General features: G+C 66.6%; 20 protein-coding genes. 6 read left to right on the top strand and 14 right to left on the bottom strand.

The window, feature by feature from the left end:
• Nucleotides 1-78: 78 nt before the first annotated feature.
• From HT579_04650 to HT579_04590, 13 genes are all read right to left on the bottom strand, one after another.
• Nucleotides 79-993, bottom strand: coding sequence for an MBL fold metallo-hydrolase (locus tag HT579_04650; GenBank protein ID QKS28285.1), 915 nt, complete (start codon nt 991-993; stop codon nt 79-81).
• On the bottom strand, nt 993-1,196 hold the full coding sequence (locus HT579_04645; protein ID QKS28284.1) for a DUF1289 domain-containing protein: 204 nt from the start codon (nt 1,194-1,196) through the stop codon (nt 993-995). Before HT579_04645 ends, HT579_04650 begins: the two co-directional genes overlap by 1 nt.
• The gene (locus HT579_04640; protein ID QKS28283.1) at nt 1,190-1,411 is read right to left on the bottom strand and encodes a DUF1289 domain-containing protein; all 222 of its coding nucleotides are present in this window, start codon (nt 1,409-1,411) and stop codon (nt 1,190-1,192) included. Before HT579_04640 ends, HT579_04645 begins: the two co-directional genes overlap by 7 nt.
• A gap of 32 nt (nt 1,412-1,443) precedes the next feature.
• Nucleotides 1,444-2,370, bottom strand: coding sequence for a hydroxymethylglutaryl-CoA lyase (locus HT579_04635; protein ID QKS28282.1), 927 nt, complete (start codon nt 2,368-2,370; stop codon nt 1,444-1,446).
• A gap of 1 nt (nt 2,371) precedes the next feature.
• Nucleotides 2,372-4,408 (bottom strand): acetyl/propionyl/methylcrotonyl-CoA carboxylase subunit alpha, encoded by a 2,037-nt coding sequence (locus HT579_04630; protein ID QKS28281.1) that lies wholly within the window; start codon nt 4,406-4,408, stop codon nt 2,372-2,374.
• A gap of 82 nt (nt 4,409-4,490) precedes the next feature.
• On the bottom strand, nt 4,491-5,285 hold the full coding sequence (locus tag HT579_04625) for an enoyl-CoA hydratase/isomerase family protein (GenBank protein ID QKS28280.1): 795 nt from the start codon (nt 5,283-5,285) through the stop codon (nt 4,491-4,493).
• An 8-nt stretch (nt 5,286-5,293) separates the two neighbouring features.
• Entirely contained in the window at nt 5,294-6,913 is a 1,620-nt protein-coding gene (locus tag HT579_04620; GenBank protein QKS28279.1) for a methylcrotonoyl-CoA carboxylase, read from the bottom strand.
• Entirely contained in the window at nt 6,913-7,515 is a 603-nt protein-coding gene (locus HT579_04615; GenBank protein QKS28278.1) for a 2-hydroxychromene-2-carboxylate isomerase, read from the bottom strand. Before HT579_04615 ends, HT579_04620 begins: the two co-directional genes overlap by 1 nt.
• A 231-nt stretch (nt 7,516-7,746) precedes the next feature.
• The gene (locus tag HT579_04610; GenBank protein ID QKS28277.1) at nt 7,747-8,883 is read right to left on the bottom strand and encodes an acyl-CoA dehydrogenase; all 1,137 of its coding nucleotides are present in this window, start codon (nt 8,881-8,883) and stop codon (nt 7,747-7,749) included.
• Nucleotides 8,880-9,824, bottom strand: a complete 945-nt coding sequence (locus tag HT579_04605; GenBank protein QKS28276.1) for an EamA family transporter — start codon at nt 9,822-9,824, stop codon at nt 8,880-8,882. Before HT579_04605 ends, HT579_04610 begins: the two co-directional genes overlap by 4 nt.
• A gap of 10 nt (nt 9,825-9,834) precedes the next feature.
• Nucleotides 9,835-10,977, bottom strand: a complete 1,143-nt coding sequence (can, locus tag HT579_04600; GenBank protein ID QKS28275.1) for a carbonate dehydratase — start codon at nt 10,975-10,977, stop codon at nt 9,835-9,837.
• A 114-nt stretch (nt 10,978-11,091) separates the two neighbouring features.
• The gene (locus tag HT579_04595; GenBank protein ID QKS28274.1) at nt 11,092-12,255 is read right to left on the bottom strand and encodes an isovaleryl-CoA dehydrogenase; all 1,164 of its coding nucleotides are present in this window, start codon (nt 12,253-12,255) and stop codon (nt 11,092-11,094) included.
• A gap of 135 nt (nt 12,256-12,390) precedes the next feature.
• On the bottom strand, nt 12,391-12,864 hold the full coding sequence (locus tag HT579_04590; protein QKS28273.1) for a PaaI family thioesterase: 474 nt from the start codon (nt 12,862-12,864) through the stop codon (nt 12,391-12,393).
• Nucleotides 12,865-13,060: 196 nt separating this feature from the next.
• Here HT579_04590 and HT579_04585 point away from each other — a divergent pair, with 196 nt between their 5' ends.
• The 4 genes from HT579_04585 (at nt 13,061) to HT579_04570 (ending at nt 16,860) form a co-directional block, all read left to right on the top strand.
• Nucleotides 13,061-14,134 carry an MBL fold metallo-hydrolase gene (locus tag HT579_04585; GenBank protein QKS28272.1) on the top strand — a complete coding sequence of 358 codons (1,074 nt, stop codon included), beginning with the start codon at nt 13,061-13,063 and terminating at the stop codon, nt 14,132-14,134.
• Between the two features lie 113 nt (nt 14,135-14,247).
• Nucleotides 14,248-15,414, top strand: coding sequence for an alkaline phosphatase family protein (locus tag HT579_04580; GenBank protein ID QKS28271.1), 1,167 nt, complete (start codon nt 14,248-14,250; stop codon nt 15,412-15,414).
• A 61-nt stretch (nt 15,415-15,475) separates the two neighbouring features.
• A complete protein-coding gene (locus HT579_04575) occupies nt 15,476-15,853 on the top strand; it encodes an HNH nuclease family protein (protein QKS28270.1) in 378 nt (125 codons plus the stop codon).
• A 158-nt stretch (nt 15,854-16,011) separates the two neighbouring features.
• Nucleotides 16,012-16,860 (top strand): HDOD domain-containing protein, encoded by an 849-nt coding sequence (locus HT579_04570; protein QKS28269.1) that lies wholly within the window; start codon nt 16,012-16,014, stop codon nt 16,858-16,860.
• Nucleotides 16,861-17,019: 159 nt separating this feature from the next.
• On the opposite strand, the gene HT579_04565 is transcribed toward HT579_04570, so the two are convergent.
• Nucleotides 17,020-17,529 carry a bifunctional heptose 7-phosphate kinase/heptose 1-phosphate adenyltransferase gene (locus HT579_04565; GenBank protein ID QKS28268.1) on the bottom strand — a complete coding sequence of 170 codons (510 nt, stop codon included), beginning with the start codon at nt 17,527-17,529 and terminating at the stop codon, nt 17,020-17,022.
• 168 nt (nt 17,530-17,697) lie between these two features.
• Between HT579_04565 and HT579_04560 the strand changes: the two genes are divergently transcribed.
• Together HT579_04560 and HT579_04555 are read left to right on the top strand one after the other, a co-directional pair.
• Complete coding sequence (locus tag HT579_04560; protein ID QKS31501.1) at nt 17,698-20,634, top strand: HD domain-containing protein; 2,937 nt, start codon at nt 17,698-17,700, stop codon at nt 20,632-20,634.
• 645 nt (nt 20,635-21,279) lie between these two features.
• Nucleotides 21,280-21,534 carry a hypothetical protein gene (locus HT579_04555; protein QKS28267.1) on the top strand — a complete coding sequence of 85 codons (255 nt, stop codon included), beginning with the start codon at nt 21,280-21,282 and terminating at the stop codon, nt 21,532-21,534.
• Nucleotide 21,535: the final 1 nt, after the last annotated feature.

Genomic DNA, 21,535 nt, shown 5'->3' with positions numbered 1-21,535 from the left:
GCTTGGCTGCGCAGGGGATGTTTCACGACCGTGGGGCGCGCTCTGGTGCCGCGCGCGCGCCCACTACGACCCAGAAGTTCAGATGGCCAGCAGCATTCCCTCGACCTCCCGCACTGCCCCGGCGCGCACGAGATCCCTGACCAGCCAGTGCGCCAGCGCTTCATCGCTGTGCTGCAGGTAACGTGCGTTCACACTCTGGCAGAAGCTCAGCCGGGCAAGAAAGGCGGGTAGTTCGGCACGCTCCAGACGCCGCCTTTCCAGCAGGGCGAAGGCAAGGATCACCTTGAGCGCGTGTCTCGCCAAGAGCTCGACGTCCGCTTCGAAGGCCGCCAGCCGCTGATAGGCGCGCTCGAAGGCGTCGCCGACCTCGACGAACGGGGCGCCGTGACCCGGAATCACGACATCGATCGGCAGGCGTGCCAGTTCGTCGAGAGTCTCGCGCGCTGCCCGCAGGCCGCCGGCGCCCTCGGGATGCCGCAGCAGCTCCGAAAAGATGACGCCGAAGCCATTGCGCCACAGCGCATCACCAGAGATCAGCAGGCGCTGCTCCGGGTTGTGGAAGGCGAGCGCGTCCATGTCGTGGCCAGGAACGGCGATCGCCCGCCAGCACAGCCCGCCCAGTTCGACCTCATCGCCGGCGGCGATCGTCGCATCATGGCGAAACCTCGCCGCCGACTGGCCCAGCGGCGACAGCAGGAGCGCTTCCTCGTCCCATTCGGCGATCGTCGCATCGATCCCCTGCGGGACGATCACCCGACAACCGAAAGCGGCAGTCAGCGCTGCATTGCCACCGATGTGATCGGAGTGCGAGTGCGTGTTGAGCAATCGGCAGAGACGACGACCGGCGAGGGCGTTGTCGACCAGGGCAACGGTCTGTGCCGCGTGCGTGACGTAGCCGCTGTCGATCACGGCCGCCCGGTCGCCCTCGAGGAAGAGAATGCTGTTCGACGAGAGCCAGCCACGCTCGATGACCAGCAGGCTGGCGGGAAGCATCAGCGCCGGCGCACGCTGTCGCTGTCGGGCAGTTCGTCGGGGATGCGCGCACTGCGCCGTTCCTCGATCACGACGATGCCCTGGGTGACCGGCGAGACCGGTAGCGGCGGCCTGCCGCAACCCAGGCAATAGCCGGAATCCGGATCCGGCATGCAGATGCCGACGCAAAGATAGTCATCTGCCGGCTCGCTCACGATCAGCACTCGCAATCGCCACGGAACTCGCCACCGGCGGCACAGCCCTGCGGGTCGTGCTCGGCACGGCGCCTCTCGACGGCGACCAGGACCTGCAGGCGCTCAGCCGTCGAAGCGCGACTCCACAAGCTGATCTCCGCGATCGTGCGAAAGCAACCGAGGCAGAAGCCGCTGTCGCTGTCGATGCGGCAGACGTTGATGCACGGGGAGGCAACGCTTTGCATCAGCGGCCACCGTGCCTCGCCAGGCCGGTTGCTCATTCGTCACCGCCGCGTCTGCTGAGAAGCGCGCGCGCCGCCTTGGCTGCCGGCTGACGGCCGAGGTGCTGCGCGATGTACTCACTGGCGATCAGCAGAGCATCCATGTCCATCCCCGAGTCGATCCCCAGTCCCTGCAGCAGGAAAAGCACATCCTCGGTCGCCACGTTGCCGCTGGCACCGGGCGCGTACGGGCAGCCGCCAAGGCCGCCGATCGAGCTGTCGAACACCGCCATGCCGACTTCGAGCGAGGCATAGACGTTGGCGATCGCCATCCCGTAGGTATCGTGGTAGTGCCCCGCCAGCCTGTCCAGCGGTACCACCGCCGCGCAAGCCTCGATCATCTGCTGCACCCGCACCGGCGTACCGGCACCAATCGTATCGCCAAGCGAGATCTCGTGGCAACCCATCTCGAACAGTCGCTGTGCCACCGCGGCCACCTTCTGCGGCGCGATGCGGCCTTCGTAGGGGCAGGCGATGACGCAGGAAACGTAGCCGCGGACCGGGATATCGAGCGCGCTGGCGGAATCGACGACGGCAGCGAAGCGCTTCAGGCTCTCGCTGACGCTGCAGTTGATGTTCTTCTGCGAGAAGGATTCCGAGACCGCAGCGAAGATGGCGACCTGCCGCGCGCCGGCTTCGACCGCCGCATCGAAACCTCTGAGATTCGGTGTCAGGACCGGAAACGACACGCCGCGCCGCCGCCGCGGGCTTGCCAGCACCGCCCGCAGGACCTCGCCACTGTCCGCCATCTGCGGCACCCACTGCGGCGAGACGAAGGAACCGGCTTCGATGACCGGCAGGCCGGCGTCGCAGAGGCGCTCGATCATTCCGACCTTGACCGCCGTCGGGACGATCTGCCTCTCGTTCTGCAGCCCATCACGCGGGCCGACCTCGACCAGTTTCACCGATTCCGGCAACCGCATCTCAGGCCTCCGCTGCAAAGTCCACGAGCGTCGCGCCATCGGCCACCTGGTCGCCGGCGACGTAGCAGAAAGCGCGGACCCTGCCGTTCATCGGCGCGGTGATCGTGTGCTCCATCTTCATCGCTTCGAGGATCAGCAGCGGCACTCCCTTCTCGACCCGCTGTCCCGGCGCAGCCAGCAAGGCGACGATCCTGCCCGGCATCGGCGCGGTCAGACCACCGCCGTGGGCACCACCGGCGGCGACGAGATGCAGCGGATCGTCGCGCAGGATGACGTAGTTCGTGCCGTCGAGGAAGACGTGACGTCTCTGCTCCTGCTTCTCGTTGACGGCGATGACGCTCGCGATCAGTCGGCGATCATCGAGTTCGACTGCCAACTGACCAGCGAACTGCCCGCTGTCGAGAAAGCGGCCGCGTGCGAGGACCGACTCGCCACCCAGTGTCAGCCGCCAGCCATCGGTTTCATAGGCGACCAGCACCTCGTAGCGGACCCCGGCAAAACGGTAGCTCAAGGTGCGTCGCGGGTGCAGATTGAGTCGCCAGCCATCGTGCAGACTCCATGGCGACCACGGGTCGCCGGAGTGGCCCGACCTGGCAAGCGCAGCAGCGTGCTCGCGCAGCAGACCGGCAACGGCAGCGACGAAAAAGACGCTGCTGGGCGGTTCGCCGCGAGCGGGGAAGAGGAAACTGCGGCTGCGTTCGATGAGGCCGGTATCGAGATCGGCATTGGCGAACGCCGGGCAGGCGACAAGGCGCGAGAGGAAATCGACGTTGGTGCTGACGCCAACGATGCGGTAATCGGCCAGGGCCTGCCGCATGCGTGCCAGTGCCGCGTGCCGGTCGACGTCCCAGACGATCAGCTTGGCGATCATCGGGTCGTAGAACGGGCTGATCTCGTCGCCCTGCTCGATTCCCGTGTCCACCCGCACGTTGAGGCTTTCGGCCGGGCGTGCGAGGTGCAGCAGGCGACCGGTCGACGGCAGGAACTCCTGCTCGGGATTCTCGGCGTAGATCCGCGCCTCGAGTGCATGGCCGCGAATGTCGAGCTGATCCTGGCGCAGTGGCAGGCGCTCGCCGCTGGCGACTCGCAACTGCCACTCCACGAGGTCCTGTCCGGTGATCATCTCGGTCACCGGATGCTCGACCTGCAGGCGCGTGTTCATCTCCATGAAGTAGAAGCTGCCGGCTTGCGGAAAGGCATCGCTGGCAATGAACTCGACGGTTCCGGCTCCGACGTAACCGACGGCCAGTGCCGCATCGACTGCCGCCCGCCCCATTGCCGCCCGCCGCTCGGCCGTCATGCCCGGCGCAGGCGCCTCTTCGACGACCTTCTGGTGCCGGCGCTGCACCGAACAGTCGCGCTCGAAGAGATGGACGCAGTTGCCGTGCGAGTCGGCGAAGACCTGGATCTCGATGTGTCGCGAATGACGCAGGTACTTCTCGATCAGCACCTGCCCATTGCCGAAGGCGGCGCTCGCCTCACGCTGGCACGAGGCGAGGGCGGCAGTGAAATCCGCACGCTGTTCGACCAGCCGCATTCCCTTGCCGCCACCACCCGCGGTGGCCTTGATCAGTACCGGATAGCCGATCGCATCCGCCTGTTGCCGCAGGATGTCCGCATCCTGCTCGTCGCCGTGGTAGCCGGGGGTCAGCGGCACGCCGGCTGCCGCCAGCAGGTTCTTCGCCGCCGATTTCGACCCCATGGCGCGGATCGCTGCCGCTGGCGGACCGATGAAGCTGATGCCGGCGGTCACGCAGGCCTCGGCGAAGGCGTCGTTCTCCGACAGGAAGCCATAGCCGGGGTGGATCGCCTGCGCGGCGCTGCGTGCCGCCGCTTCGAGCATCCGCTCGCCGAGGAGATAGGACTCGCGTGCCGCCGCCGGGCCGATGCACACCGCCTCGTCGGCGAGACGGACATGGCGTGCGTTGGCGTCGGCTTCGGAATAGACGGCAACTGTACGCACCCCCATGCGACGGGCCGTTCGGATCACGCGGCAGGCGATCTCTCCGCGGTTGGCGATCAGAATCTTGCTGAACATTCAGCCACCTCGTTCGCCTGTCCGGCAAGCAGCGCCGGACAGGCTGTTGACACGGCACGCTGCCGCGCGGATCCTCGTCATCTCAGTCGGCCAGCCAGTCGGGCGGCCGCTTCTCAAGGAAGGCGGCCAGGCCTTCCCTTCCCTCGTCGCTGGCACGAACGCGTGTGATCCGCTGTGTCGTCTCGGCGATCGTCTCGGCATCGATCGGCTGCCCGGCGACGACACGGATCAGCGACTTGCATTCCGCCTGCGCATTCGGTCCGTTGGCCAGCAGGGCTTCGACGATCTCGGCGATCGCGTCATCGAGTTCCTCCTCGCCCGGGACGAGTTCATGCAACAACCCGATGCGGTAGGCTTCGGCGGCGGAAAAGCGCTCCGCGGTCAGCATGTAGCGCCGGCTGTAGCGCTCGCCGATCGCCGCCAGCACGTACGGGCTGATCACCGCCGGCACGATGCCCAGCTTGACCTCACTGAGGGCGAAGATCGCGTCGTAGGTACCGACTGCCAGATCGCAGGCGGCGATCAGCCCGACACCGCCGCCGTACGCCGCGCCCTGGACGCGGGCGATCGTCGGCTTCGGCAGTTCGTTCAGCGTCGCCAGCAGATCGGCGAGCCGGTTGGCATCGAGCAGGTTCTCCTCCGGCGTGTAGCCGGCGGCCCGCTTCATCCAGTTGAGGTCGGCACCGGCGCAGAAGCTCCTGCCGGTCGACGAGAGGACGACGACGCGCACCCGCGAATCCGCCGCGAGTTGCCGCAGGCCCGCGGTGAGCTCGGTGATCAGTTCGTCGTCGAAGGCGTTGTGGCGCTGTGCACGGTTCAGCGTCAGGATGCCGACGGCGCCATCGACCTCGGTGATGATCGATCGATACTCGCTCATGCCTGGCCCTACATGCGGAAAATGCCGAACCGGGTCGGCTCGGGGTGGGCGTTCAACGCCGCCGACAGGCCGAGACCGAGCACCCGCCGGGTATCGGCAGGGTCGATCACGCCGTCGTCCCAAAGGCGGGCGCTGGCATAGTAGGGGTGGCCCTGCCGCTCGTACTGCTCGCGGATCGGCGCCTTGAAGGCCTCCTCATCGTCTGCGCTCCACGTCTTGCCGGCAGCCTCGAGGCCATCGCGACGAACCGTTGCCAGGACGTTCGCCGCCTGCTCGCCGCCCATCACCGAGATGCGGGCGTTCGGCCACATCCACAGCAGGCGTGGCGAGTAGGCACGTCCACACATGCCATAATTGCCGGCGCCGAAGGAGCCACCGATGACCACCGTGAACTTCGGCACATTGGCGCAGGCGACGGCGGTGACCATCTTCGCCCCGTCGCGCGCGATGCCGCCGTTCTCGTACTTGCGGCCGACCATGAAGCCGGTGATGTTCTGCAGGAAGAGCAGCGGCACCCCGCGTTGCGCGCACAGTTCGACGAAGTGCGCGGCTTTCAGTGACGACTCGGAGAACAGGATGCCGTTGTTGGCGACGATTCCCAGGGGATAGCCCCACAGGCGCGCAAGGCCGCAAACGATGGTCATCCCGTAACGCGCCTTGAACTCGTCGAAGTCGGAGCCGTCGACGATGCGGGCAATGATCTCGCGCACGTCGAAGGGCTTCCGGGCATCGGTCGGAATCACCCCGTACAGCTCGTCGGCGGGATGCAGCGGTGGCCGTGGTTCGCCGAGGCTGACTGCCGGCCGCTTCTGCCAGTTGAGATTGCCAACGATGCGACGGGCAATGGCCAGCGCGTGTGCGTCGTTCTCGGCATAGTGGTCGGCGACTCCCGAGACGCGGGTATGGACGTCTGCGCCACCGAGATCCTCGGCGCTGACCACCTCCCCGGTCGCCGCCTTGACCAGCGGCGGGCCGCCGAGGAAGATCGTCCCCTGCTCCTTGACGATGATCGATTCATCGCACATCGCCGGCACGTAGGCGCCGCCCGCCGTGCACGAGCCCAGGACCGCCGCGATCTGCGGAATGCCGGCCGCCGAGAGGCGGGCCTGGTTGTAGAAGATGCGGCCGAAATGCTCCCGGTCGGGAAAGACTTCATCCTGCATCGGCAGGAAGGCGCCACCCGAATCGACCAGGTAGATGCACGGCAGGCGGTTCTCGCCGGCGATCTCCTGCGCCCGCAGGTGCTTCTTGACCGTCAGCGGGTAGTAGGTGCCCCCCTTCACCGTCGCATCGTTGGCAATGATCATGCACTCGACACCATTGACGCGCCCGATGCCGGTGATCAGCGACGCCGCTGGCACCTCGAAGGAGTGCGCGTCACCGTACATGCCGTAGGCGGCGAGCTGCGACAATTCGAGGAATGCGGAACCGGGGTCGATCAGTGCATCGACCCGCTCGCGTGGCAGCAGCTTGCCGCGCGCCAGATGCTTCTGCCTGGCAGCCTCGGGACCTCCCAGCGCGATCCGCTCGACCGTCGCCCGCAGATCGGCGACGATCCTGGCCATCGCCGCCACACTGGCCTTGAAGTCGGCGCTGCGGACATCGAGCCGGCTGTCGAGAACGGGCATCAGAAGCCTCCGCTGGCCAGCCAGCGCTCGATTTGCGGCAGGCGATCGGCGCCAAAGAACGGTTCGCCATCGACAACGATGTATGGCGAACCAAAGACGCCGCGGGCGATCGCCGCCTCACACTCGGCCTTCAGGCGATCCTTCAGCGCCTGGCCCGCGAGCGCGGCGGCCAGTGCGGTGCGATCGACCTTCTGTTCGGCGGCGATGGCGAGAACCACGTCGATCTCCGAGACGTCGCGCCCCTCGGTGTACAGGCTGCGGAAGACGGCGTGCGCAAAGGCGCGTGCCGCCTCGCAATCCTGGTCGTGCAGCCAGTAGTAGGCGCGCGCGGCCTGCTGCGTGCTCAGCGGGAAGTTCTCCGGATGGGCGTAGGGGATGCCAAGGAAGCGCGCGGAGCGCGCGAAGTCGTGCAGCGAGTACTCGCCCTTCAGCGGAATGCGGGTCAGCGGCGCACCACCGGTCTGCCGGAAGACGACGCCGAGCAGGATCGGTCGCCACCGCACCTTGCGCCCGAAGCGGGCGGCAAGCCCATCGATCTTCTCCGAGGCGAGGTAGCCATAAGGCGAGGAGAAGTCGAAGTAGAAGTCGATCGGTTGTGACATGGTGAATCCTCGAGAGCTGTCAGGCTGTGGTGCGGTACTGGTACTGCCGCCGTCGCGGCATGCAGGAATCCGTTCTGCGGAACCATCTTGGGGCGGATCGGCAGGGGCGCCGACAGGCTGCCGGGTTCGCCACGAATGGCCTCGATGCCAAACCCGCCGGACAGGTACCCAGTGGCCAGTTCGTCCATTGCGGCGCCATTGGTGCCAGGACGCAGGCGGCAGCCGCTCGTCTCATTCGCCGGCGACGGCGCGGCCGATCACCAGACGCTGGATGTCGTTCGCGCCCTCGTAAATCTGGCAGACACGCACGTCCCGATAGATCCGCTCGACCGGAAAATCGCTGACGTAGCCATAACCGCCAAGAATCTGGATCGCGTCCGAGCAGACCCGTTCCGCCATCTCCGAAGCGAACATCTTGGCCATCGACGCCTCCTTCAGGCACGGCCTGCCGGCGTCCTTGTAGGTCGCGGCGCGCCAGACGAGCAGCCGGGCGGCATCGATCTGCGTCGCCATGTCGGCGAGGCGGAAGCTGACTGCCTGGTGCTCGATGATCGGCTTGCCGAAGGTCTCGCGCTCGCGCGCGTACTGCACCGCCGCCTCGAACGCGGCGCGCGCCATGCCGACCGACTGGGCAGCGATGCCGATGCGGCCCGCCTCGAGGTTGGACAGCGCGATGCGGTAGCCGTCGCCCTCCCGGCCGAGCAGGCAGGAGGCCGGGATGCGGCAGTTCTCGAAGAGGATCTGCGCCGTGTCCGAAGCGCGCTGGCCCATCTTCTCCTCGATGCGGGCGACGATGTATCCCGGCGTTTCGGTCGGCACCAGGAAGCACGAGATGCCCTTCTTGCCTGCGGACCGGTCGGTGACCGCAAAGACGATGGCGACCTGCGCGTACTTGCCGGTGGTGATGAACTGCTTGACGCCGTTGAGGACGAAGTCGTCGCCGTCGCGGTCGGCGCGGGTGGTGATGGCGGCCGCATCCGAGCCGGTATGCGGCTCGGTGAGACAGAAGCACCCGAGCATCTCGCCACGCGCCAGCGGCTTCAGCCAGTTTTCCTTCTGTTCGTCGCTGCCGTACTTCATCGTGATGCCGCAGGCGAGCGAGTTCTGCACACTGACGATCGTCGACGTGGCGCCGTCGCCGGCAGCGATCTCCTCGAGGACGAGGACCAGCGACATGTAGTCCATGCCGGCGCCGCCCCATTCCTCGGGGACGACCATGCCGAGCGCTCCGAGTTCGCCCAGTTCGCGCAGCGCTTCGGCAGGGAAGGTGTGGTGGCGGTCCCACTCGGCAGCAAAGGGCGCCAGCCGCTCCTGCGCGAAGTCGCGCAGCGAGTCGCGGATCATTTCCTGTTCCTGGGTCAAGATCATGCGGTCTTCTCCTTGCTGTGGGCGCCAGTCGCGAGGTGCGCACCGGCGTGATTGGTCATCAGGACGCCGACGATCACCAACGAACCGCCAGCGAGAACGGCGATCCCGAGCCGCTCGTGCAGCAGCAGCGCACCGAGCAGGACGGCGCTGACCGGGACCAGGTTGATGAACGCCGCCGAGCGCGTGGCACCGAGCTCCCGCACCGCCGCGGCGTACCAGGTAAAGGCCAGCGCCACACCGAAAATGCCGAGAAAGGCGATCGAGGTCCAGGCGCGCCAGGTCGTGCCGGCCAGGCTGAACAGCGAGCCCTGCAGGAGGGCGGCGCTGGTCAGCATCGCACAGCCGGTGAGGCTGGCACCGAAGGTCATCGCCAGTGGCGACAACGAGCGCGTGGCGCGGCGGCCGATGAAAGTATAGACCGCCCACAGCACGCTGCAGCCGATGATCAGCCATTCGCCGGCGCCGATCTGTCCGCTTACGAGAAGCTGCAGATGGCCGTTGCTGACTACCAGCAGGCAGCCGAACATCGCGACGATGATTCCCGCGGCCTTGAGCGGGGACATCGGCGCGCCGAAGAACAGCCAGTCGCTGGCGGCGACCAGGGCCGGCGTCAGAGCGACGACCAGCGCGCCCCGGCCAGCCTCGATCACTTGCAGCCCGTAGAGGAAGCACAGGTTGTAGAGGAAGATGCCGCTGGCGCCGAGCGCCGTCAGGGTCAGCCAGTCGCTGCGCGACCAGCGCGGCCAGCCTTCTCTCTGGACGACCAGAGCGCCGAGCAACAGCGCGGCGAGGAGGAAGCGCCAGCTGGCCACAGCCAGCGGTGCCGCCTCGCTGACGGCAACCCGACCGGCGATCCAGGTGGCACCCCAGAGCACGGCGGTGGCGACGAGCTTGAGGTAGGTCGCCGACGGTGCCGCCGCGCGCTCTGCCAGACTGCTCACGACGCGCTCCTCACTTGGGCAGTGCCTCGAGCGCCAGGGTGTAGTTGGTCAGCACGTCTTCGCGGCGATGTATGGTCACCCCGAGATCGCGCAGCAGACCATCGTGCAGGCCATAGATCCAGCCGTGCACGGTCACCGGCTGACCGCGTTGCCAGGCATCCTGGACAACGAAGGTGTGGCAGACGTTGGCAACCTGTTCCAGCACGTTGAGTTCGCACAGGCGGTCGTGCTGCCGTTCCGCTGGCAGTTCGTCCACCAGCGCCAAGTGCTTGTCGTGCACGTCACGCACATGTCGCAGCCAGATGTCGACCAGGCCGGCACGATCACGTCGCAGTGCCGCCTTGACGCCACCGCAGCCATAGTGGCCGACGACCATGATGTGCCGTACCTTGAGCACATCGACCGCGAACTGGACGACCGACAGGCAGTTTAGGTCGGTGTGCACGACTACGTTGGCGACGTTGCGATGAACGAACAGCTCGCCCGGCAGCAGGCCGCAGATCTCGTTCGCCGGAACCCGCGAATCGGAGCAGCCAATCCAGAGGTACTGTGGCGTCTGCAGGCGCGACAGCTTGAGAAAGTACTCCGGGTCGATCTGCTGCATGCGATCTGCCCAGGCACGATTGAAGTCGAAGAGGTGAAAGAGGTTCTCGGTCGCAACCTCCTCTGCCGACCAGTTTTCCAGGTCAAGGGCGAGAAACATCGTCCCTTCGAGAGGCGTCTGGTAGTAGGCCGGCGTCTCCTTGAAGCCGAGTTCGCGGTAGAGCTTGACGGCGACGCGCATCGCCGGCAGCGTATCGAGCAACAGCTTGCGGTAACCGATCTCCTTCGCTGCCTTGATGGCAGCCAGCGTCAGATCGCGACCGACACCGTAGCTGCGGTGGCGTGGTTCGACGTAGAGCCGCTTCAGCTCGCACAGTCCTGCCGAGAATGGGCGGATCGCCACGCAGCCGGCCGGCTCGCCGTCGCGTTCGGCGTAGAACAGCCGCCCTGCCGGTGGCGCGTACGCCCCCGGCAGCGCAGACATCTCCTGGTCGAAGTCCTGGAACGAAAGGTCGACGCCCAGCCAGGCAGCGTAGGTGCGGATGAACTGGCGTACGTGCTCGAGTTGCACGCCGTCGGCGGCGGTCAGGATGCTCAGCTTGGTGCTCATCGCTTTCCGGATTCCTTCGGATCATGTGTCATGCGGACAGAGGTACGTGGCGGGCGGCCCGGGCGTCGCGGCAGGCGATCGCCACGGCGCCGGCCCGTCAGGCAGGATGATGCCCTACAGCGTCTCGGCGAACAACTCCCGGCCGATCAGCATGCGGCGAATCTCCGAGGTGCCGGCGCCGATCTCGTACAGTTTGGCATCACGCCACAGGCGGCCCGCCGGGTAGTCATTGATGTAGCCGTTGCCCCCCAGCACCTGGATCGCCTCGCCGGCCATCCAGGTCGCCTTCTCGGCCGCGTAGAGGATGGCGCCGGCGGCGTCCTTGCGCGTCGTCTCGCCACGGTCGCAGGCCTCGCCCACCGCGTAGACGTAGGCGCGGCAGACGTTGAAGGTGGTGTACATGTCGGCGATCTTGCCCTGCATCAGCTGGAACTCGCCGATCGGCTGGCCAAACTGCCTGCGATCGTGCACGTAGGGCAGGACGAGGTCCATTGCAGCCGCCATGATTCCCAGCGGACCACCGGCGAGCACCGCGCGTTCGTAGTCGAGACCGCTCATCAGCACGCGGACGCCGCCATCCGGCTGGCCGAGGACGTTTTCCTCGGGCACTTCGCAGTCGTCGAAGAACAGCGGGTAGGTATTCGACCCGCGCATGCCGAGCTTGTCCAGCTTGGCACCGCAGGAGAAGCCCTTCATTCCCTTCTCGACCAGGAAAGCGGTAATGCCGCGCGCACCGGCATTGACGTCGGTCTTGGCGTAGACCACCAGCGTGTCGGCATCGCCGCCGTTGGTGATCCACATCTTGCCGCCGTTGAGAACGAAGCGGTCCCCGCGGCGATCGGCACGCAGCTGCATGCTGACGACGTCGGAGCCGGCGTTCGCCTCGGACATCGCCAGGGCGCCGACGTGTTCGCCCGAGATCAGCTTCGGCAGGAAGCGGGCCTTCTGTGCCGGCGTGCCGTTGCGGCAGATCTGGTTTACGCAGAGATTGGAATGTGCCCCATAGGACAGCGCGACGCTCGCCGATGCGCGCGAAAGCTCCTCCATGGCGATGATGTGCGCCAGGTAACCGAGGCCGCTACCGCCATACTCCTCGTCGGCGGTGATGCCCAGCAGGCCCATGTCGCCCAGCTGTCGCCAGAGGGCGGCTGGGAAGAGGTTGTCGCGGTCGATGGCCTCGGCACGTGGCGCGATCTCGCCAGCGGCAAAGCTGCGCACGCTGCGGCGCAGCAGGTCGATCGTTTCACCGTGGGCAAAACTGAGGCTCGGGTATTCCATTTCTCTGGCTCCTTGATCGGGGTTCGCGCGAACGCCGCTGCCGCAGCGCCCACGCTCCGCCGCCGTCCGGCCGGCGCGGAACGGCGGCGGGGGTGATGGACGAACTCGTCGCGGCTGTGCTCCGGCCTTCGCGCATCAGCTTGCCGGACGCTGCCCAGGCTGTTCCTTGCGGCCATGGACGGCGATGATCGTCTGCTGCATCAGCGCGCAAAGGTTCTTCCGGCCATGATTGACGGCCAGGACCTCGGCGCGGGTGACGATCAGGGTCCGCCCGTAGCGGACCACCGATCCTTCGGCGATCAGCAACTGCCCGTCGGCGGGTGCCAGCAGATTGAGCTTGTACTCGACGGTCAACACCTCGGTGTCGGCCCCGGTCAGCGTACTGGCCGCGTAGCCGGCAGCCGAATCGGCGATCATCCCAACCACGCCGCCATGAATGTAACCATGCTGCTGCGTGATGTCCGGGCTCTGCGGCAGATGGATCTCGGTGTAACCGGGCTCGATCACCGGCATGCTGGCACCGATCAGGGCCATCGCCTGCTGGCGCGCGAAACTGGCCCGCACGCGCTCGGCGAAATGCGGATCCAGCGGCTTGTGGATGCGCGTCATTCAGCCGGCTGGCAGCGGCTTGTCGGAGGCCGGAGCCAACTCGGCGGTGTTGCCTGTTGCGCGCTGTTCCAACGCTGGTCCGCTCCCGGGGGGATCAAGTGTACAATTCGGCGCAAACGAAGTCGCGCAGCCTCTGGCATCACGCCCAGACCTGGGCAGTTTATAGATTTCAGAGCTTTTTACAATCCGCCTGCCGATGCTGCCCGACTACCCCTTTCCTGCTCCGCCCGCCGCCTGCGAGATCTTCCCCGTCGCAACGGGAGTTCACTGGCTGCGGATGCCACTGCCCTTCGCGCTCAACCACATCAATCTCTGGCTGCTCGAGGATGGCGCCGGCTGGACGATCGTCGATACCGGCTTCGCGCTCGATACGGTCAAGGAGTGCTGGCTGGCCATCCTTGAACAGCTCGCCCGCAGCACCCGTGGTGGCCGCGTTTCGCGCATCATCGTCACCCACTTCCATCCCGATCACCTCGGGCTTGCCGCCTGGTTGCAGGAGCGAACCGCTGCACCGGTGTGCATGACGGTCGGCGAGTACCTGACGGCACACGCGGTCTGGCATGAGGTGGGCGGACACGGCAACCCGCCGATGCTGCGCCAGTTTCGTGCGCATGGGCTCGACGAGGAACGCTGCGCGGCGCTCGAGCGCCGCAGCGGTGGCTACAACCGCGGTGTGCCAACCCTGCCGAACAGCTGCCGGCGCGTGTTCGATGGTGACGAACTGATCATCGGCGGGCAGCGCTGGCAAGTGCGGGTCGGCTACGGCCACTCGCCCGAGCACGCCGCGCTGTACAGTCCGGATCTCGGTGTCCTCATTTCCGGAGACATGCTGCTGCCGACGATCTCCACCAACATCAGCGTCTTCGCCGTCACGCCTGAGGCCGATTCGCTGACCGACTACCTGCAATCGATCGACCGCTACCGTGAACTGCCCGCAGCGACCCTGGTGCTTCCCTCGCACGGCATGCCATTCCACGGTATCGCCGGCCGGGTCGATGCCCTGCACGCACATCACGAGGACCGCCTGCAGCTGCTCGAGGAGCACTGCCATGTCCCGCGCAGCGCTGCCGACCTGTTGCCGACGCTGTTCGCACGCGAGCTCGACACGCACCAGACGATGTTTGCCATGGGCGAGGCGATCGCCCACCTCAACCGACTCGAGCACGCGGGACGGGTGATTCGCAGCGAGACAGGCGATGGCCGCATCCGTTTCGTCGCCAGTGGCAGGGCGGCGGCAACAAACGGGAGCGCGGAGGACGGAAACGGCTAGCCGATCAGCGAGCCGCCACCCGGTCGCCGTTGGCTGGCGAACCCGGCCGCGCCGCGGGCCTGACCGGGTGGATTGCGGTCGGCGAGCGACCGCTTGGCGTAGAATGACGCCTCATGGGGTCGACGCTACTTCCCGACTACGCAGGCGGCGGCCTGGTCAATCTGATGCAGAGCATCGCGACCGCCTGTGGCAGCAACGACCGGCGCTATCCACCGCTGGCGGCACTCGGTGCTGGCACCCTTGGCGGGGCCCGCAACATCCTGCTGCTGCTGGTCGATGGGCTGGGACTGAGAACGCTGACCCGCCAGCGTGCCAGCCAGCACCTGCAGCGCCACCTGCTCGGCAGCCTGACGTCGGTCTTTCCCTCGACGACCGCCAGCGCAATCACGACAGTAATGAGCGGCCTCGCTCCCGCACAGCACGGTCTCACCGGCTGGCACATGCACCTCGAGGAGGTGGACCAGACGCTGGCCATCCTGCCGTTGACCCCACGCCAGGGAGCATCACGCGTGCCGCCGGAGCAGCTGCCGCCGCAGCTCTTCTCGCACGCCTCGCTGTTCGCGAAGCTGACACGCGAGTGCTGGGTCGTCGCGCCGCGCAGCATCGCCGGCAGCCCGTTCAACGCCTGGCACTCGCGCGGAGCACAGGTGGCTGCCTACGCCACCTTGCCCGAGATGTATTCCTGCCTTGCCGAGTTGCTGCTCGAGACCGCTTCGCCGCGCTACATTTACGCCTATTACCCCGAGCTCGACGGCCTGTCGCATCACTACGGCAGCGACAGCCGGCAGGCGCAGCGTGCGCTGGCAGAACTCGATACCGGTTTCGCCGAACTCCTGCACAACGTGCGCGGCAGCAACAGCTGGCTGGTGGTGACCGCTGACCACGGCTTCATCGATTCGCCCCCCAGGAGGGTCATCACGCTCGACGATCATCCGCAGCTCGCCGCTCTCCTGCAACGCCCCCTGTGCGGCGAGCGCCGGGTTGCCTACTGCTATGTCGCCGGCAGGGACCGACCGGCGTTTGAGGCCTACGTTCGCCGCCACCTGGCGCGAGCCGTTCACCTCCATGTCAGCGAACAGCTGGTCGCTGCCGGCTGGTTCGGGCCGCCGCCCTGGCATCCGCGCCTGCGCTCGCGAATCGGCGACTACACCTTGTTGATGAAGGACAACTGGACGATCAAGGACTGGCTTCCGGGTGAGCGGCACTTTGCCATGCTCGGCGTGCATGGGGGCATCAGCGCCAGCGAGATGCGCATCCCGCTGATCGCGGCGCATGCCTGAGCACCGGCAACACGCTGTGCCGGCAACCCGGAGCGACGAGCAACGACAAGGAGAATGCAGCATGAGCAATGACAAGACGGCAAGGACCGATCGCCTGATCGCCGATGCGCTGCGTGCCCGCCTGGCACGTGAAGCGGGCTATCGCGAGCAGGCACTGAAGATCTATCCCTGGATATGTGGACGATGTGCCCGCGAGTTCACGCACCGGAACCTGCGCGAGCTGACCGTTCACCACCGCAACCACAACCACGACGACAATCCGGCCGATGGCAGCAACTGGGAGCTGCTCTGCCTCTACTGCCACGACAACGAGCACGCGCGACAGCTCGATGCCGATGCCGCGCGACAGGCTGGCGTCAGCGCAGCGGGTGGGCCGACGAAGGCACCGGCAACCGGGCAGCCATTCGCCAACCTGAGGGAACTGCTGCAAAAGGGCTGAGGCGCCTCGTCGGCCGCTGCGGCCGGCGATGCGCACTGTGTTGTGCGACAGCTCCGCCGAGGATGGTTTTCAGGCAGCATGGCCGCAGCCCATCGCCAGCGATCGCCCGGCACCTGCCGAGGCTGCGCCGCCCACACGATACCGAGGATCACGCACCGATGAGCAACCAATTGAGCTACAGGATTCTGGAGGACATCGCTCGAGACCTGTCCGGCGAGGTCGTTTCCTTCCCGACCTTTCTCGACATCACCTTCCAGGTCCGCACTGCCCTGAAGAATCCCCGGCTGACCGTAGACGAGCTGGGCCAACTGGTTGCCGCCGAGCCGCTGATGAGCACCAAGGTGATCCGGCTCGCCAACTCGGCGGCGATCAATCGCAGCGGGCGCGCGATAGTCGATATCAGGAGCGCGATTGGCCGCGTCGGCATGGAGGCGGTGCGCACGGTATCGTTCGCCGTTGCCATGGAACAGTTGCTGAATTCCAAGAAGATGGCGGCGTTCCAGACCCTGTCCCGCCAGCTGTGGGAACACACGATGCATGTCGCCGCCCTTTCGCGCGTCCTGGCGCGCCGGTTGACCCGGGTCAATGTCGATGAAGCCTTGTTCGCCGGTCTGGTGCACGACATTGGCGTCTTCTACCTGCTGTCGCGGGCGGTGAATTTTCCGGAACTGGTTGCCAACCCGCGCGACCTGCAGCAGTTGCTGGTGCAGTGGCACGACCACATCGGGCATGCCCTTCTCGCCGCGATGGGAATGCCCGAGGAGCTGGTGCTGGTGGTACAGGAGCACGAGCTCGACCGCCCGGTGAGCAGCATCTCGACGCTGGCAGACGTGGTCTTTGTCGCCAACAGGCTGGCCAACGTCGAGCACGGCTGGCGCGATGCCGCCTTCTGCGAGGTGCCGGACGGCAGCATCGCGCACCAGTTCTTCGAGCCTGACGCGCTGGCGACCCTGCTCGCCGAATCGGCCGAGGATGTCGCCTCGCTCAAGGCTGCCCTGGGTAGCTGAAGCCTCTCCCGGGAAAGCGCCCTAACGGGGTGACGGCCAACCTTCCGCGGGCCGGAACCATCGCCAGAGCATCCCAAGCCCGCCGATCGCGCGCATGATGCTCCAAAAGAAGCGGATACCTGCGATTCTGTTTCTTGAGAGCAGCCTGCTGCGAGCGCATCAGAGGCGTCGGATCTTCTCCAGCAGGCCGGTCGTCGATGTCTGGTGGATGAAGGGCAAGGAGTAGACACGCCCGCCCCAGCCGGTCACCTCGCGATTGCCGACGATTCGATCGATCGGCCAGTCGCCGCCCTTGATCAGGATGTCCGGCCGACAGTCGAGGATCCGTTGCAGCGGCGTATCCTCGTCGAACCAGGTCACCAGAGTCACCGCCTCCAGCGCGGCGATGATCGCCAGGCGGTCCGCCAGCGGGTTGACCGGTCGCCCGTCGCCCTTGCCGAGACGCCGCACCGACGCATCGGAGTTGAGCGCGACGACGAGCGCCGCGCCAAGCGAACGCGCTTCGGCGAGGAGGCTGACATGGCCGCGGTGAAGGACGTCGAAACAGCCGTTGGTGAATGCCAGCGGCCGCGCCAAGCGGGCGACGCGCTCGCTGAACTGTTGCGGTGCGACGATCTTGCGCTCGAAATCCGCTTGCCTGTTGCCGCCTTCGATTGGTTTCCCGGACATGCTTTACTCCTGAAAGGCGGGTATCGTACAGGCTTTGGACAAGCCGGCGAAGCCTCGTCGGGCGCGTCGGCCAACACCGGGACGCGCTGCCGGGGCACGGCAGAGAAGGCAGCCCCTGCCGCGCAGCGCGCTGCGGCTGTCACCCGGATTCGGAACTCTTGCGAGCCCATCGACATGCGTCGCCCCTATCCGTTGCACATTCACATCTCGACCCTGTTCCTGACCCTGATCGTCGCCGTCTGCGCCGTTCTGGCGGGAATTGGCTACCGCTTGAGCAGTTCACTGCTGGAGAGCTCGGCGGCCGGCCTGACCTCACGCATCAGCCGCGAGGCCCTGCTCGAGATGCGCCTGATCATCGACCCGGCGCAGATGGCGACCCGCCTGCTGAGCCAGCAGGGCGTCAGCACGGCCAGATCGCTCGTGCAGCGGCTGGAGAGTCTGCAGTTTCTGCGCCTGGCTCTCGACAGCTCGCCGGCGTTGTCCTCGCTCTACGTCGGCTACGACAACGGCGACTTCTTCCTGCTCGGCCGCATCGGCCACGGCAGCGCCGGCGAAAGCGCGCGCGCACCGGGCGGCGCGCGCTACGTCGTGCAGAGCATCGAGCGGACCACTCCCGTACCACGCGGCGTCTTCATGTACTTCGACGACAGGCTGCGGCTGCTGCGGCAGGACGACCGCCCCGATTACGTCACCGCCTATGACCCGCGCCTGCGGCCATGGTTCACGCAGGCACGGAACGTGGCCAGCCTCGTCGAGACGCCCCCTTACCTGTTCTTCTCCAGCCAGCGGGTGGGCACGACGCTGGCCCACGCGGCCGACGACGGGCGCGCCGTCGTCGCTGCCGACATCCTGCTGCATACTCTGGGTGAGGCGCTGGCGAGGCAGAAGGTGACGCCGGCCACTGCCGTCGCGATGGTCAACGGCGAGGGCCGGGTTCTGGCCTACGAGCAACCTGAGCGAATGGTGCTCGGGCCCGCTGCCGACGATGAGCGCGCGTCGTTGGCGCAGCTCAACGAACTCGGCGTGCCGGCGCTGGTTCCCGTGCTCGATGCGGTCCGCAACATGGAGGGCCGGCAGACGGCAACGCTGGCCGTCACCGCCGCCGGCAAGGAGTGGCGAGCATCGGTCGACCGCCTGTTGCTCGAGGGTGCGGTGCCGCTGTACATCGTCACCGCCATTCCCGAGGACGAACTGCTGGCTGGTGCGCTGCGCCTGGCGCGCCACTCGGCCTTTGCCACGGTGCTCGTCCTCTTGCTGACGGTGCCATTGACCTGGTGGCTGGCGCACGCGGTGTCCCGTTCGCTCGCCAGCCTGGCAGATGAAGCCGAGGCGATCCGGCACTTCGAGTTTGTGCGGCCGATCGTCCTCGATTCATCGATCAAGGAAGTGAGCGAACTGGCGCAGACGATGGACGGCATGAAGCGAACGATCCGTCGGTTCGTCGACATCAGCCAGGCGGTTGCCGCCGAGCAGAACTTCGATCGCCTTTTGCCGCGCCTCCTGTCAGACACCCTGACGACGTCCGGAGCCCATGCCGGCATCCTCTACCTGGCCGAAGGGAACGAGTTGCAGCCGGCTGCTGCGCTGCAGCAATCGGAACAAGCCGGCGGTGCTGGCCTGGCAAACGTCGCCATCGAACGTGGCGGCCCGCTGCTCGGCACCGCACTCGCCGCACGCGAGGCGCGCAGCGGCAGGTTGCGGCCAGAGGACTGTGCAGCCCTTGGCCTGACCGGCCCGGAGTGGATGCAGTCCCGATACGCCATCGCCGTGCCGTTGCTCAACCGCAACTCCGAGCTGGTCGGTGCGATGATGCTTTTCGGCGACAGCGCAACCGATGCCGGCCGCCTGAGCTTCGTCAAGGCCCTTTCGGCGTCGGCCGCGGTATCGCTCGAGAGCAAGGCGCTGATCAAGGCGCAGAAGGACCTCTTCGAAGCCTTCATCCAGCTCATCGCGGCGGCGATCGATGCCAAGAGCCCCTATACCGGAGGCCATTGCGCGCGCGTCCCGGAACTGACGAGAATGCTGGCGGATGCAGCCTGTGCCGCCGATAGCGGGCCGTACAGGGACTTCCGCCTCAGCGAGGATGACCGCGAAGCATTGCACGTTGCCGCCTGGCTGCATGATTGCGGCAAGGTGACCACGCCCGAGTACGTGGTCGACAAGGCAACCAAGCTGGAAACCATTCACGACCGCATCCATGAGGTACGGATGCGTTTCGAAGTCCTCAAGCGTGACGCCGAGATCGACTGCCTGCGGGCCGTCGCTGGCGGTGACGACCCCGCGGCGGCACATCGCCGCCTGCTTGCAGCGTGGCAGCAACTGGACGATGATTTCGCCTTCGTCGCCCGCTGCAACGAAGGCGGCGAGTCCATGGCGCAGCACGACATCGATCGCCTGCGGACGATCGGCGCCCGGACCTGGCTGCGAACGCTCGACGACCGCATCGGCATCGCCCGTGAAGAACGTGTCCGCAAGGTGCCCCAGACCGTGGCGCTGCCGGTTGTCGAGGCGCTGCTGGCGGACAAGCCGGAGCACATCGTACCGCGGCAGGAGCAGGATCAGATGCCCGAGAACAACCGCTGGGGGTTCCGGATGCGCGTACCGCAAGCCCTCTACAACCGCGGCGAACTCTACAACCTGTGCGTTGGCCGTGGCACGTTGACGGACGAGGAACGATACAAGATCAACGAGCACATCGTCCAGACGCTGATCATGCTCTCGCAACTCCCGTTCCCGAAGCATCTGCGGCAGGTGCCGGAGATCGCCGGCGGCCATCACGAGAAGATGGACGGCAGCGGCTACCCGCGGCGGTTGCGGCGCGACGACATGAGTCCGCTGGCCCGGATGATGGCCATCGCCGACATCTTCGAGGCATTGACAGCGGTCGACCGGCCGTACAAGGCAGGCAAGACTTTGTCGGCGGCGCTGGGCATCATGAGTCGGATGCAACAGGAGGAGCATGTCGACGGCGAGTTGTTTGCCCTCTTCCTGCGCGCTGGCGTTCATCTCGAGTACGCCCGCAAGTTCATGCAGCCGGAACAGATCGACGACGTCGACGTCGAAGGGCTGCTGGCGCGCCTGGAGTCACCGCCCGCCGTCGCCTGAGGAGCCGACTTCCAGCGCGCTGCCACACGCTGACTCTGGCCATGCGTGGCAGCGACCGCCACGGCCGCAAGGCGCCACCAGCAGACCGGCACCGGCCAGCGGCTGGCGGCCGATCTACCGCCAGGCGCCGCCGCCTTCACTTCGTGCCGGACTGACAGGTGCCCGACGGCTGTCCGCCGTCGCCTGCCAGCGAGCCGGTCTCCAGCCTGGCGGCCACCTGCCCCTGCCCTTGCCCCGGCATCGCCAGCGACTGTCAGGATTCTTTACAGCGGCCCCTCGGCGGTCACCCCACGGCAGGAGCCCTTCGACCCAAGGCCCTGAAGAATAAGTCAATTCGATTCTATGGCATAAGAATTGCTTATAAATCACCGCCCGAACGCCTGCGCACCGTCGTCAGACGGTGGTCCGCAGCGGCGGGTGGAAGTGAGCGATCGAGCGCCAGGCTCGGGCATCCGACATCAGCGGGCGCGGCCCCGCGAAACCCGCGCCCGACAGTCAAATGCCGATCGCTGGCCGCTGCTGGCGCCTGCCGACGGGAGTCGGCAGCGGCAACGGAGAGAGGTTGTTCAACGTGGTCCCCGCAGCGCGCCTGAAACGGCTTCGTGCAGAAAAAGGCCGAAGGTGGGTGCAGCGCGAAGCTCATTAGTGATCCTGATTATGGAACGCCTTTCTGATCTCGTGATGGAACCCTCGACCGGTCCGATGAAAACCAAGATCTGCGTCAAGTGCAAGCAGGAAAAGTCCGTGGCCGACTTCCACAGGAATGCGCGCAGCTCGGATGGATTGCACTCCTACTGCAAGGAGTGCAACAAGGCGCAAGCGCTGGCGCACATTCGTGCCGAAAAAGCCCGGAAGGCGCTCCTGAGGGCGGCCAAGAAGGCGGCGGAGAGCAGCCGGTGAT

The sequence above is a fragment of the Candidatus Accumulibacter similis genome, from assembly GCA_013347225.1.
In the GTDB taxonomy this organism is placed as follows: domain Bacteria; phylum Pseudomonadota; class Gammaproteobacteria; order Burkholderiales; family Rhodocyclaceae; genus Accumulibacter; species Accumulibacter similis.
This window is presented reverse-complemented; position numbering and strand designations above follow the sequence as displayed.